This is a genomic window from Streptomyces sp. 15-116A (genome assembly GCF_025290915.1).
Lineage (GTDB): Bacteria > Actinomycetota > Actinomycetes > Streptomycetales > Streptomycetaceae > Streptomyces.
The window spans coordinates 1-12,667 of record NZ_JAOCQE010000029.1 but is presented as its reverse complement, the minus strand read 5'-3'; the positions used below and the strand labels follow the sequence as shown (position 1 = coordinate 12,667).

Below are 12,667 nucleotides of genomic sequence, written 5' to 3'. Positions count from 1 at the left end.
CGATGCTGCATCACGTCGAACTCTGGGTTCCCGAACTGCCGTCCGCGGTCCGCGCGTGGGGGTGGCTCCTCGGCCGCCTGGGCTGGACGCCGTACCAGGAGTGGGAGCACGGCCGCAGCTGGCGGCTGGGCGCGACGTACCTCGTGATCGAGCGGTCACCCGCCCTGAAAGGCTCGGAGCACGACCGGATGAGGCCCGGCCTCAACCATCTGGCCTTCCACGCCGGGAGCCGTGCGGCGGTCGACGAACTCGTCTCGGAGGCGCCCGCGCACGGCTGGAGCCTCCTCTTTCCCGATCGTCACCCGTACGCCGGAGGCCGGGCGCACTACGCGGCCTATCTCGCCGACTCCGACGGATTCGAGGTCGAGCTGGTTGCGGGTGACGAGCCGCCGTCGAGCTGACTCGCTGGGCTGCGATACGTACATATGGTGGGAGTCCACCCCGTAATCCACCCCGCCCCCGCGTCGCACGCCCGCGATACGCACCCTTTGCCCTGATATTGAACCCTCAGGGATCGACAGGGTTCGACAGGTGCACGGACGAGGAGGCACTCCATGCGTGGAGCCACGCACGCCAGGTGGGTCGTCGGTGCGGTGGCCGTAGCTCTCGCGGCGACCGCCTGCGGAGGCGGGGACGGCGGTGGCGGGAGTGCGGACGCCGGGGCCGTGCTGAGTGCCTCCTGGGGTGACCCGCAGAACCCGCTGGAGCCCGCCAACACCAACGAGGTGCAGGGCGGCAAGGTCCTCGACATGATCTTCCGCGGGCTCAAGCGCTACCACCCGGAGACCGGCGCCGCCGAGGACATGCTCGCCGAGAGCATCGAGACGTCCGACTCGCAGAACTTCACCATCAAGATCAAGGACGGCTGGACCTTCAGCAACGGCGAGAAGGTCACCGCCCAGTCCTTCGTCGACGCCTGGAACTACGGCGCCAGCCTGAAGAACAACCAGCGCAACGCCTACTTCTTCGGCTACATCGAGGGCTACGACAAGGTCCACCCCGAGGACGGCAGCAAGCAGACCGCCGACACGCTCTCCGGACTGAAGGTCGTCGACGACCGCACCTTCACCGTCAAGCTCACGCAGAAGTTCTCGACCTTCCCCGACACCCTCGGCTACAACGCCTACGCCCCCCTGCCCCGCGCCTTCTTCGACGACCACGACGCCTGGATCGCCAAGCCCGTCGGCAACGGCCCCTACCTCGTCGACTCCTACGCCAAGGGCTCCCAGATGTCCCTGCGCAAGTGGGACGACTACCCCGGCGAGGACAAGGCCCAGAACGGCGGCGTCGACCTCAAGGTCTACACCGACAACAACACCGCCTACACCGACCTGCTGGCCGGCAACCTCGACCTCGTCGACGACGTCCCCGCCTCCCAGCTGAAGAACGTCGGCAACGACCTCGGCGACCGCTACCTCAACACCCCCGCCGGCATCATCCAGACCCTCGCCTTCCCGTTCTACGACGAGGCCTGGAACAAGCCCGGCATGGAGAAGGTCCGCACCGGCCTGTCCCGCGCGATCGACCGCGACCAGATCACCGAGACCATCTTCCAGAAGACCCGCACCCCCGCCACCGACTGGACCTCCCCGGTCCTCGGCGAGGACGGCGGCTTCCAGGACGGCCTGTGCGGCGACGCCTGCGAATACAACGCGGACGAGGCGAAGAAGCTGATCCGCGAGGGCGGCGGCCTGCCCGGCGGGCGCATCACCATCACCTACAACGCCGACACCGGCTCCCACAAGGACTGGGTCGACGCCGTCTGCAACTCCATCAACAACGCCCTCGACAACGAACGCGCCTGCACCGGCAACCCCGTCGGCACCTTCGCCGACTTCCGCAACCAGATCACCCAGCGGAAGATGAGCGGCCCGTTCCGCGCCGGCTGGCAGATGGACTACCCCCTCATCCAGAACTTCCTCCAGCCGCTCTACTACACCAACGCCTCCTCCAACGACGGCAAGTGGTCCAACAAGGAGTTCGACGACCTCGTCGACCGCGCCAACCAGGAGACCGACAACGCCAAGGCCATCGACCTGTTCCAGCAGGCCGAGGAGGTCGTCCGCGACAACATGGCCGCCATCCCGCTGTGGTACCAGAACGGCAGCGCGGGCTGGTCGGAGCGGCTCTCCGACGTGAAGCTCAACCCGTTCAGCGTCCCCGTGTACGACCAGATCAAGGTGAGCTGAGCCGCCATGGGGCGCTACGTCCTGCGGCGGCTGCTCCAGATGATCCCGGTGTTCATCGGGGCCACGCTGCTGATCTTCCTCATGGTCAACGTGATGGGCGACCCCATCGCCGGACTGTGCGGTGAGCGGCAGTGCGACCCGGCGACGGCCGCCCAGCTCCGAGCGGAGTTCGGCCTCGACAAGCCGGTCTGGCAGCAGTACCTGACCTACATGGGGAACGTCTTCACCGGCGACTTCGGGACGGCGTTCAACGGCCAGGAGGTCACCGAGCTGATGGCGACGGCGTTCCCCGTCACCATCCGGCTCACCCTCGTCGCCATCCTCTTCGAGATCGTCATCGGCATCACCCTCGGCGTGGTCACCGGACTGCGCCGGGGCCGCCCGATCGACACCTCCGTCCTGCTGCTCACCCTCGTCGTCATCTCCGTCCCCACCTTCGTCACCGGCCTGCTGCTGCAACTGCTGCTCGGCGTGAAGTGGGGCTGGATCCGCCCCTCGGTCTCCCCGGAGGCCCCCTTCGACGAGCTGATCCTGCCCGGACTGGTCCTGGCCTCCGTCTCCCTCGCCTACGTCACCCGGCTGACCCGCACCTCCATCGCCGAGAACCGCCGCTCCGACTACGTCCGCACCGCCGTCGCCAAGGGCCTGCCCCGGCACCGGGTCATCACCCGGCACCTGCTGCGCAACTCCCTCATCCCGGTGGTCACCTTCATCGGCGCCGACATCGGCTTCCTCATGGGCGGCGCCATCGTCACCGAGCGGATCTTCAACATCCACGGCGTCGGCTACCAGCTCTACCAGGGCATCCTGCGGCAGAACACCCAGACCGTGGTCGGCTTCGTCACCGTCCTCGTGCTGGTCTTCCTGGTCTGCAATCTCGTCGTCGACCTGCTGTACGCCGTACTCGACCCGAGGATCCGCTATGCCTGACCAGCACTACGATCCCGATCAAGCCATCGCGGGCACCGGCATGGGCGGCACCATGGACCTGGGCGTGGACGAGGCCGAGACCCTGGAGAAGAAGCCGAGCGGCCCCGACGGCACCGGACCCGAGGGCAAGCCCCGCTCCCTGTGGTCGGACGCCTGGCGCGACCTGCGCCGCAACCCCGTCTTCATCATCTCGGCCCTGGTGATCCTCTTCCTGATCGTCATCTCCCTGTGGCCCTCCCTCATCGCCTCCGGCAGCCCCCTGAAGTGCGACCTGTCCAAGGCCCAGGAGGGCTCCCAGGCCGGCCATCCCTTCGGCTTCAACGGCCAGGGCTGCGACGTGTACACGCGGACGGTGTACGGCGCCCGCACGTCGGTGGCGGTGGGCGTGCTGGCCACGCTGGGCGTCGCCGTTTTCGGCAGCGTCCTCGGCGCGCTCGCCGGGTTCTTCGGCGGGGTGTGGGACTCCATCCTGTCCCGCATCACCGACGTCTTCTTCGCCATCCCCGTCGTCCTCGGCGGCCTGGTGCTGCTGTCCGTCATCACCAGCAACACCGTCTGGCCCGTCATCGGCTTCATCGTGCTGCTCGGCTGGCCCCAGCTCTCCCGCATCGCCCGCGGCTCGGTCATCACCGCCAAGCAGAACGACTACGTCCAGGCCGCCCGCGCCCTCGGCGCCTCCAACTCCCGGCTGCTGCTGCGGCACATCGCGCCCAACGCGATCGCCCCGGTCATCGTCGTCGCCACCATCGCGCTCGGCACGTACATCGCCCTGGAGGCCACGCTGTCCTACCTCGGCGTCGGACTGAAGCCGCCCAGCGTCTCCTGGGGCATCGACATCTCCGCCGCCTCGCCCTACGTGCGCAACGCCCCGCACGCCCTGCTGTGGCCCTCGGGCGCCCTCGCGATCACCGTCCTGGCGTTCATCATGCTCGGCGACGCCGTGCGCGACGCCCTCGACCCGAAGCTGAGGTGAGCCGGCGTGCTGCTCGAAGTGCGTGATCTGCACGTGGAGTTCCACACCCGGGACGGCGTCGCCAGGGCCGTCAACGGCGTCAGCTACGGCGTCGACGCGGGCGAGACCCTCGCCGTGCTCGGCGAGTCCGGCTCCGGAAAGTCCGTCACCGCCCAGGCGATCATGGGCATCCTCGACATGCCGCCCGGCCGGATCACCGGCGGCGAGGTGCTGTTCCAGGGCCGGGACCTGCTCAAGCTCAAGGAGGAGGAGGAGCGCCGCAGGGTCCGGGGTGCCGAGATGGCGATGATCTTCCAGGACGCGCTGTCGTCCCTGAACCCGGTGATCTCCGTGGGCGACCAGCTCGGCGAGATGTTCGTCGTCCACCGGGGCATGTCCCGCAAGGACGCCCGGACGAAGGCGGTCGAGCTGATGGACCGCGTCCGCATCCCCGCCGCCCGGGAGCGGGTGAAGCAGTACCCGCACCAGTTCTCCGGCGGCATGCGCCAGCGCATCATGATCGCGATGGCCCTCGCCCTCGAACCCGCCCTGATCATCGCCGACGAACCCACCACCGCCCTCGACGTCACCGTCCAGGCCCAGGTCATGGACCTCCTCGCGGAGCTGCAACGCGAGTACCACATGGGCCTCATCCTCATCACCCACGACCTGGGCGTGGTCGCGGACGTCGCCGACCGCATCGCGGTGATGTACGCGGGCCGGATCGTCGAATCCGCCCCCGTGCACGACATCTACAAGGCCCCGGCCCACCCCTACACGCGCGGCCTGCTGGACTCCATCCCCCGCCTCGACCAGAAGGGCCAGCAGCTCTACGCCATCAAGGGCCTGCCGCCGAACCTCATGCACATCCCGCCCGGCTGCGCCTTCCACCCCCGCTGCCCGCTCGCCCGGGACGTGTGCCGCACCGACGAACCGCCGCTGTACGAGGTCTCCGGGGCGCGGGGGAGCGCCTGCCACTTCTGGAGGGAGTGCCTGGATGGGTGAGCCGAGTGCCGAGCCGATTCTCGAGGTGCGCGGCCTGGTCAAGCACTACCCGCTGACCCAGGGCATCGTCTTCAAGAAGCAGGTCGGCGCCGTGAAGGCCGTCGACGGCGTGGACTTCACGCTCGCCCGGGGCGAGACCCTGGGCATCGTCGGCGAGTCCGGCTGCGGCAAGTCGACGGTCGCGAAGATGCTGGTCCATCTGGAGCGGCCGACGGCGGGGTCGATCCTCTACAAGGGCGAGGACATCACGCGGCTGTCGGGCAGGGCGCTGAAGGCGGTCCGCCGGAACATCCAGATGGTGTTCCAGGACCCGTACACCTCCCTCAACCCCCGGATGACGGTGGGCGACATCATCGGGGAGCCGTACGACATCCACCCCGAGGTGGCGCCGAAGGGCGACCGGCGCAGGAAGGTCCAGGACCTGCTGGACGTGGTCGGCCTCAACCCCGAGTACATCAACCGCTACCCGCACCAGTTCTCCGGCGGCCAGCGTCAACGGATCGGCATCGCGCGCGGGTTGGCGCTGCGCCCCGAGGTGATCGTCGCCGACGAGCCGGTCTCGGCGCTGGACGTCTCCGTGCAGGCCCAGGTCATCAACCTCATGGACCGCCTCCAGTCGGAGTTCGACCTCTCGTACCTCTTCATCGCGCACGACCTGTCGATCGTCCGGCACATCTCGGACCGGGTGGGGGTGATGTACCTGGGCCGGATTGTCGAGATCGGCACGGACACCGAGATCTACGACCACCCGACCCACCCCTACACCCAGGCCCTCCTGTCCGCCGTCCCGGTCCCCGACCCCGAGGCGCGTGAACACCGCGAGCGGATCATCCTCAGCGGCGACGTGCCGTCCCCGACGAACATCCCCTCCGGCTGCCGCTTCCGTACGCGCTGCTGGAAGGTGCGGGAGAAGTGCGCGGTGGAGGTTCCGGCGCTGGCGGTCCCGGCGGAGTTCGGTGCGCGGGGCGGTCCGGCGGCTCACGCCTCGGCGTGCCATTTCGCGGAGGAGAAGCAGGTCGTGCCGCCCGAGGAGCCCCTCGCATAGCCGCACATTTGTACCCCAACTGCGTTAACACGCGCGCAACTTCACGGACTCGGTTCCGATATACGGACACGGGAGGCTGAACAGCGTACGGCCGTGCGGGTGCCGTAAGCGGGCCGGGTCCCTGTGGGGGTCCCGGCCCGCTGCCATGTGCTCAGCCGGTGAGCCCCAGGGAGCGCTTCAGGAAGTCCACCTGGAGCAGCAGCAGATTCTCCGCGACCTGCTCCTGCGGGGTCATGTGCGTGACCCCCGACAGCGGCAGCACCTCGTGCGGCCGCCCGGCGGCCAGCAGCGCGGAGGACAGCCGCAGGGCGTGCGCGACGACCACGTTGTCGTCGGCGAGCCCGTGCACGATCATCAGCGGCCGGTGCGGCTGGGCGGGGCCGGACAGGCCGTCCTCCGTGACCAGCGAACTCTTCGCGTACGTCTCCGGATGCGCGCCCGGGTCGCCGAGATACCGCTCGGTGTAGTGGGTGTCGTACAGCCGCCAGTCCGTCACGGGGGCGCCGGCGATCCCGGCGTGGAACACGTCGGGCCGGCGCAGCACGGCGAGCGCGGCGAGGTAACCGCCGTAGGACCAGCCGCGGATGGCGACCCGCGAGAGGTCGAGGGGGTGGGACGTCGCGAGGTCGTGCAGCGCCTCGACCTGATCGTCCAGGGACAGCGTGAAGTCGTGGTGGACGGCCTTCTCCCAGCCGGGGGAGCGCCCCGGCGTGCCGCGCCCGTCGGCGACGACCACCGCGAAGCCCTGGTCGGCGAACCACTGCGAGGTGAGATGGGGATTGTGCGCGGCCAGCACCCGGGGCCCGTGGGGCCCGCCGTACGGATCCATGAGCACGGGCAGCGGGCCGTCACCGGCGTAGTCCCGGGGCATCAGCACGGCGCACGGGATGCGGCGTGCGCCCCCGTGGGTCAGGGTCACGCGGGGGGACATACCGGGGTCTTCGGCGTACGAGGGGACAGTCGCGGTCGGTTTCCCGTCACGCAGGACGCGCACCCGCGAACCTGGCTGATCCGGTGTCGCGGACACCAGCACGGTGACGTCCCCGGCCCGCACCGCCGAGTGCACACCGGGCTCCTGGGAGACGCGCTCCACGCCCAGCTCGTTCACCCGGTACACGTGCACCTCGCCGATCTCCGGCTCGGCCGCCTCCTCGCCCGCCGACGCCGAGACCAGCACGTCGTCGTCGGAGACGTCGAGGACGGCACGGAGATGCAACTGGGGCCCGGTGAGCGGTCGTTCGCCCACCGCGAGGCGCCGTGCGCCCCCTTCGTCGGTGATCCGCACCAGCTGCCCGGAGGGGCTCCAGCAGGGAACACCGGGGAAAAGATCAAGCCAAGTCGGATCTTCGTCCGCGTGCACCATCCGGGTCGCCCCGGTGTCCGGGTCCACGGCCAGGATCAGCTGGCTGCGCTGATCGCGCGCCTGGACGAGCAGCAGCGGGGCACCCGCCTGTGACCAGTGCACTCGCGCGAGATACGGGTACCGCGCCCGGTCCCAGGAGACCTCCGTCCGCACCCCGTCGAGCCCGATCACGAACAGCCGTACCTCCGCGTTGGCGGTCCCGGCGGCGGGATAGGCGACCCGGCTCGGCTCCTGCTCGGGATGCGCCGGATCGGAGATCCACCACCGCTCCACCGGCGTGTCGTCCACGCGCGCCACGAGCAACCGGTCCGACTCCGGTGACCACCAGAAGCCCCGTGAGCGCCCCATCTCCTCGGCGGCGATGAACTCGGCCATCCCGTACGTGACGTGGTCGCCGTCGGGGGCGGCGAGTGCGCGGTCGTCCGCCCCCTCCGCGCCGACGACGCGCAGGGCGCCGCCGACGACGTAGGCGATGTGCCGTCCGTCGGGGGAGGGGCGGGGGTCGATCACCGGCCCGGCGACGGGCAGTTCGCGTGCGGTACCGGCCCGCAGCTCGGCCGTGAAAAGCCGCCCTGACAAGGCGAAAGAGGCCAACTCGACGGCCGCGTCGGTGGCGTAGGAGACGATGCCGGCGCCCCCCTCACGGCTGCGCTCACGCCGGGCCCGCTCCTCGGGGGAGAGGTGCTCCTCGCTGCCGCCGAGGAGGGCGCGCGGGTCGGCCGCGATGCGCTCCGTGCCCTCCTCCGTGTCGAGGACCCACAGGGCGTTCGCCCGGTCCGTACCGGAGGCGGAGCGCAGGAACACGACACGGGAGCCGTCGGGCGCCACGGTGAACGAACGCGGCGCGCCGAGCGTGAAGCGCTGGGTACGGGCGTGCCGTCGGGGGAAGGAGTCGGTCTCGGTCGTCATGCCCTGACCATATTGGCCATGCGCCCCCTTGTGCGGCTGTGCGCCGATCGATGCGCACGTACGAATAGTTATGATCGCTAGCGCATAGTGGGTATGAACCTGCTGGCACCGGAGTGGATTTATCTGCCCCCACGTCTTGGACTCTTGGAGGTGAGCCGCCGTGGCACTCTCGATTTCGGCGGTGGTGCTGCTGGCGATCATCGTCTTCCTGCTGATCAAGAAGTCGGGCCTGAAAGCCGGCCACGCGATCGTCTGCATGCTCCTCGGCTTCTACCTCGCGTCCTCCACCGTCGCCCCGACGATCAACGAACTGACGACGAACATCGCGGGCATGATCGGCAGCATCAAGTTCTGAGCATGCCGGTCACGAAATCTGCCCAGGCGCCTGGAGCGAGGGCCAGCTGGGGACCAAGGTCGGCGTTCTTCGAGTCACGGACGTGGACCGTGCCGGGTTCGGCGGCTACTTCCACGCAGGAGTCGCCCTCACTGCTGCTGCTGTAGCTGCTCTTGAACCACGCCAGCTCAGTCTTGCGGCTCATGTCTCCCCCAGCAGTTGCTCGATGAAGGCCCTTGACTCACGTGGTGTGAGCGCCTGCGCCCGGATGATGCCATACCGCAGTTCCAGGATACGGAGCTGCCTGGGCTCAGAGACCGGGCGGCCGTTGCTGACGGCCGGCGAGCGCCCCACCATCGAACCGTCCTCGAACTTCAGCACCTCGATGCCGCCTGCCAGACCGGCGTGCTCATCCCGGTCCATGGGCATCACTTGCAGCTCGACGCTCCGCAACTGCCCGATCTCCAGCAGGTGGTTCAGTTGCTGGCGCAGCAGCGCCTTCCCGCCCAACGGGCGTCGCAGGGTCCACTCCTCCAGGACGAAGCTGAGTTCAGGCGCAGGGTCCCGTTCGAAGACAGCCTTGCGGGCCACCCGTGCGGAGATGTAGCGCTCGACCTCCTCCTCCGAGTAAGCCGGGCGCCGCATGAGGAGCAGCCCGCGTGCGTAATCAGGTGTCTGCAGCAACCCATGGACGTTCAAGGGATCGTAGAGCTGCATCTCCACCGCCCGAGCCTCCATCTGCGCCAAGTCCCGCACCTTCTTCGGGTACCGGACCTTCTTGACGTCCTCCTTCATCGCCGCGACGAGACCCTCCGCGCCCAACACCTCGTCCGCCTTGTCCAGGTACTCGGGCCGGGGGATCCGCTTGCCGCTCTCGATCTTGTAGACGAGGTCCTCGCCGTAGCCGATCGCCACCGCGAACTCGCCGACCCGCAGCCCCGCCGCCTCCCGACGGAGTCTCAACTGCCGTCCGACCGTGGCCACTACGGCCAGTGCCCAGTCGTCGTCCGGGTCCACCTCCCAGCCCGGCTCGTCCGTCTGCTCCGTCTCGATCCTGACCCGCACGGCCTCGCCGTCCACCGACATGCGCGCCCCTCCGTCGTGCCGTTCCGTACGCTCACGACCTGCCCGTAGGAGTCGTCCCGACAGTCCGGACAGCGCTGGACAAAGCCTGGACGGTGACTCTACGCATCGCCGTGATTACTCCACACGGTACGTCCGGTCGGCCACGCTGAGTGACGTGAATCAGGAAATCGCCCAGCCCGGAACCCAACCCATTAGCGCCGCCCGCAACTTCAGCATCCTGCTGTCGTCCACCCCACGCGGCGCCCGCCTCGCCCGCCTGCTCGCGACGGACGCACTGCGAAGCTGGGGGCTGCCGGATGAGAAGGCGAGCCACATCGTCGCCGAACTGGCCGCCAACGCCGCCACACACGGCCGCCTCCCCGGCCGAAGCTTCCGCCTCACGCTCTACGTGATCGACTCCACGCTCCGCATCGAGGTCACCGACACACGCGGCGACCGGCGTCCCACACCCCAAACCCCCGCCGCCGACGCGGAATCCGGCCGCGGCCTCCTCCTCGTGGACGCCCTCGCCGACCGCTGGGGCGTGACCGAGGATCGCTTCCCCCGCAAGACCGTCTGGGCCGAACTGCACATCGCACCGAGCTCCGTCGAGCGGCGTGACTGCGGGAAGCGCTCACCTCGTAGGCTGGCCCCATGACGGAACTGCCCGCTCGGCGTCTGCTGCTGGTGCACGCGCACCCCGACGACGAGTCGATCAACAACGGCGTGACCATGGCGCGGTACGCCGCCGAGGGTGTCCATGTGACGCTCGTCACCTGCACGCTCGGTGAGCGGGGGGAGGTCATCCCGCCCGAGCTGGCGCATCTGAGCGGCGCCGCCCTCGGTCAGCACCGTTTCCGGGAGCTGGGCGACGCCATGCGGGCCCTCGGGGTCGAGGACGTCCGGCTGCTCGGCGGCGCCGGGCGGTACAGCGACTCCGGGATGATGGGGCTGCCCGACAACGACGACCCCGGGTGCTTCTGGCAGGCGGACGTCGATCAGGCCGCCGCGCTGCTCGCCGACGTCGTCCGAGAGGTCCGGCCGCAGGTTCTCGTCACCTACGACGACAACGGCGGGTACGGGCATCCCGACCACATCCAGGCCCACCGGGTCGCCATGCGGGCCGTCGAGCTGGCTGCCGAGGCCGGGTACGGCATCCCCAAGGTCTACTGGAACCGCGTCCCCCGCTCCGTCGCCGAGCAGGCCTTCGCCCAGCTCCAGGACGACCTGCCCGGCCTGCCCTTCGACAAGGCGGCCACCGTCGACGACGTACCCGGCGTCGTCGACGACGAGCGCATCACCGCCGCCGTCGTGGGCGACGAGCGCGCCGCTGCCGCCAAGGCCGCCGCGATGCGGGCGCATGCCACGCAGATCACCGTGGCGGAGCCGTACTTCGTCCTCTCCAACGAGCTCGCGCAGCCCCTCTTCACCACCGAGTACTACGAGTTGGTACGCGGCGAACGCCCCGAAACCCGGGAGAGTGACCTGTTCGCCGGGATCGGGGAGGCGTCATGAGCGGTGACCGTCCGTCCGCGCTCGCCCAGCCCATCCGCCCGCCGTCCGCCGCGCGGATCGGCGCCTACCTGGGGCTGTTCGTCCTCGGTGCCGTCGTCGGCGCGGCCGGTGCGCTCGTGCAGCCGGGGTGGTTCCCGGGCGGGCTGCTGCTCGCCCTCGCCGCCGAGGCGGGGCTGTGTCTGGGGGCGGCCCGCCTCCTGCGCAGCCGTGCCGCCGCCGCCTCCGCGGCCGGTGGCTGGATGCTCGCCGTCATCCTGCTCACCACCAGCCGCCCGGAGGGCGATTTCCTGTTCGCCGCCGGCAGCGGCTCGTATCTCTTCCTGCTCGGCGGCATCGGTGTTGCTGTGATCTGCGCCACCCTTGCCCCGGTGCGGCAACCCCACGACGGTCCTGCCCGACTTGGCAAGTGACGTACCACTTCGCCGGGTGACGGCGGTGCGAGTCCTGTGCGGGTTTCCCCAGCGGTCCTGGGATACCCGCCGGACGCGGACAGTATGGTGGTGCGCGCCGCCGAGCCTCCCCCAAGCCCTCGGCTTCGCCCGAGTTGGGGGGACCCCCACCGTGAGGTCGTGACGGGCGGCGGAGCCAACCGGGAGAACCTGCCTTGAGTCGTGAAACTGACACTCCGTCCTCCGGGCCCAACGGGCACGGCGGAGCCGCGTACCCGTCGGGCACCCCGCCCTACGGGACCCCGACGGTTCCGGACGAGGGCACGGGCGCGGGCGGCCGCACGGCCCCGCGCCCGGAGGACCGCAAGACCGAGACCACGCTGACGACGCGGATCCGCATCAACATCCCCGGATCGCGGCCCATCCCGCCGGTCGTCGTGCGCAAGCCCGTCACCAACGCCAAGGCCAAGGCCGACAGCGACGCCGAGGCGGCCGCGCCGGGTTCCGGCCCGTCCGCCGGCAGCGGCGGCGCCCCCACCGAGCCCGGTCGGCCCGCCTCGTCCGCTGCGTCCGCTGCGTCCGCACAGGGTGCGCAGCCCGGTCCGTCCACGCAGTCGTCGTCCGGCGGTGGCGCGTCCCCGGCCGGGCAGCAGTCCGCCGAGGAGAAGTCGACCAGCGACTGGTTCGCGCCCCGCAAGTCCCCGGCCGGCAAGGGTGGTACGGGTGGTTCCGCCGCCAATGTCGGGAGTGCTCCGGGTGGTTCGGGGGCCGGAGCGGGCGGTTCCGCCGGTTCCGGCAGTGCTGCGCCCGCGGGTGGTGCACCTGGTGGCGCACGTCCCGGTGGCGTCGTCGGTGCCATGAACGTGCCCGGCGGCTCCCGGCCCGGCGGCACGAACGGTTCCGCACCCGGCACAGGCACCGGCGCGGGTGCCCGCCCCGGCTCCGGGCTCCCCGGCGCGACCGGCGGTCCC

General features: G+C 70.1%; 13 protein-coding genes and 1 pseudogene. 11 read left to right on the top strand and 3 right to left on the bottom strand.

Going from position 1 to position 12,667, the window contains the following annotated elements; translation table 11 throughout:
- Positions 1-2 precede the first annotated feature (2 nt).
- From N4P33_RS08260 to N4P33_RS08235, 6 genes are all read left to right on the top strand, one after another.
- Positions 3-401 (top strand): VOC family protein, encoded by a 399-nt coding sequence (locus N4P33_RS08260; RefSeq protein ID WP_260825663.1) that lies wholly within the window; start codon positions 3-5, stop codon positions 399-401.
- Positions 402-554: 153 nt separating this feature from the next.
- Entirely contained in the window at positions 555-2,189 is a 1,635-nt protein-coding gene (locus N4P33_RS08255; protein WP_260825662.1) for an ABC transporter substrate-binding protein, read from the top strand.
- Positions 2,190-2,195: 6 nt separating this feature from the next.
- Positions 2,196-3,119 carry an ABC transporter permease gene (locus N4P33_RS08250; RefSeq protein WP_260825661.1) on the top strand — a complete coding sequence of 308 codons (924 nt, stop codon included), beginning with the start codon at positions 2,196-2,198 and terminating at the stop codon, positions 3,117-3,119.
- Complete coding sequence (locus N4P33_RS08245) at positions 3,112-4,092, top strand: ABC transporter permease (protein ID WP_260825660.1); 981 nt, start codon at positions 3,112-3,114, stop codon at positions 4,090-4,092. The genes N4P33_RS08250 and N4P33_RS08245 overlap by 8 nt, the downstream gene beginning before the upstream one ends.
- Before the next feature lie 6 nt (positions 4,093-4,098).
- Positions 4,099-5,076, top strand: coding sequence for an ABC transporter ATP-binding protein (locus N4P33_RS08240; RefSeq protein ID WP_260825659.1), 978 nt, complete (start codon positions 4,099-4,101; stop codon positions 5,074-5,076).
- A complete protein-coding gene (locus tag N4P33_RS08235) occupies positions 5,069-6,121 on the top strand; it encodes an ABC transporter ATP-binding protein (RefSeq protein WP_260825658.1) in 1,053 nt (350 codons plus the stop codon). Before N4P33_RS08240 ends, N4P33_RS08235 begins: the two co-directional genes overlap by 8 nt.
- Positions 6,122-6,272: 151 nt before the next feature.
- Here N4P33_RS08235 and N4P33_RS08230 read toward each other — a convergent pair whose 3' ends face one another.
- Complete coding sequence (locus N4P33_RS08230) at positions 6,273-8,393, bottom strand: prolyl oligopeptidase family serine peptidase (protein ID WP_260825657.1); 2,121 nt, start codon at positions 8,391-8,393, stop codon at positions 6,273-6,275.
- Positions 8,394-8,553: 160 nt separating this feature from the next.
- Here N4P33_RS08230 and N4P33_RS08225 point away from each other — a divergent pair, with 160 nt between their 5' ends.
- On the top strand, positions 8,554-8,748 hold the full coding sequence (locus N4P33_RS08225; RefSeq protein WP_030842840.1) for a hypothetical protein: 195 nt from the start codon (positions 8,554-8,556) through the stop codon (positions 8,746-8,748).
- Here the strand turns inward: N4P33_RS08225 and N4P33_RS08220 are convergent.
- Together N4P33_RS08220 and N4P33_RS08215 are read right to left on the bottom strand one after the other, a co-directional pair.
- A complete protein-coding gene (locus N4P33_RS08220) occupies positions 8,738-8,932 on the bottom strand; it encodes a DUF397 domain-containing protein (protein WP_260825656.1) in 195 nt (64 codons plus the stop codon). The genes N4P33_RS08225 and N4P33_RS08220 overlap by 11 nt on opposite strands.
- Complete coding sequence (locus N4P33_RS08215) at positions 8,929-9,813, bottom strand: helix-turn-helix transcriptional regulator (RefSeq protein ID WP_260825655.1); 885 nt, start codon at positions 9,811-9,813, stop codon at positions 8,929-8,931. The genes N4P33_RS08220 and N4P33_RS08215 overlap by 4 nt, the downstream gene beginning before the upstream one ends.
- Positions 9,814-9,967: 154 nt before the next feature.
- Between N4P33_RS08215 and N4P33_RS08210 the strand changes: the two genes are divergently transcribed.
- The 4 genes and pseudogenes from N4P33_RS08210 to N4P33_RS08195 all read left to right on the top strand — a co-directional run.
- Entirely contained in the window at positions 9,968-10,450 is a 483-nt protein-coding gene (locus N4P33_RS08210; RefSeq protein WP_399029013.1) for an ATP-binding protein, read from the top strand.
- A complete protein-coding gene (mshB, locus tag N4P33_RS08205) occupies positions 10,447-11,307 on the top strand; it encodes an N-acetyl-1-D-myo-inositol-2-amino-2-deoxy-alpha-D-glucopyranoside deacetylase (protein WP_260825654.1) in 861 nt (286 codons plus the stop codon). The genes N4P33_RS08210 and mshB overlap by 4 nt, the downstream gene beginning before the upstream one ends.
- Positions 11,304-11,717, top strand: coding sequence for a DUF6113 family protein (locus tag N4P33_RS08200; RefSeq protein WP_260825653.1), 414 nt, complete (start codon positions 11,304-11,306; stop codon positions 11,715-11,717). The genes mshB and N4P33_RS08200 overlap by 4 nt, the downstream gene beginning before the upstream one ends.
- 194 nt (positions 11,718-11,911) lie before the next feature.
- Positions 11,912-12,667: pseudogene (locus N4P33_RS08195) on the top strand (hypothetical protein); the annotation flags it as partial.

Coding starts and splice junctions, on each gene's coding strand:
- mshB (WP_260825654.1), top strand. CDS start 10,447: ATGACGGAACTGCCCGCTCGGCGTCTGCTGCTGGTGCACGCGCACCCC.
- N4P33_RS08215 (WP_260825655.1), bottom strand. CDS start 9,813: ATGTCGGTGGACGGCGAGGCCGTGCGGGTCAGGATCGAGACGGAGCAG.
- N4P33_RS08230 (WP_260825657.1), bottom strand. CDS start 8,393: ATGACGACCGAGACCGACTCCTTCCCCCGACGGCACGCCCGTACCCAG.
- N4P33_RS08245 (WP_260825660.1), top strand. CDS start 3,112: ATGCCTGACCAGCACTACGATCCCGATCAAGCCATCGCGGGCACCGGC.
- N4P33_RS08255 (WP_260825662.1), top strand. CDS start 555: ATGCGTGGAGCCACGCACGCCAGGTGGGTCGTCGGTGCGGTGGCCGTA.
- N4P33_RS08220 (WP_260825656.1), bottom strand. CDS start 8,932: ATGAGCCGCAAGACTGAGCTGGCGTGGTTCAAGAGCAGCTACAGCAGC.
- N4P33_RS08260 (WP_260825663.1), top strand. CDS start 3: ATGCTGCATCACGTCGAACTCTGGGTTCCCGAACTGCCGTCCGCGGTC.
- N4P33_RS08200 (WP_260825653.1), top strand. CDS start 11,304: ATGAGCGGTGACCGTCCGTCCGCGCTCGCCCAGCCCATCCGCCCGCCG.
- N4P33_RS08235 (WP_260825658.1), top strand. CDS start 5,069: ATGGGTGAGCCGAGTGCCGAGCCGATTCTCGAGGTGCGCGGCCTGGTC.
- N4P33_RS08250 (WP_260825661.1), top strand. CDS start 2,196: ATGGGGCGCTACGTCCTGCGGCGGCTGCTCCAGATGATCCCGGTGTTC.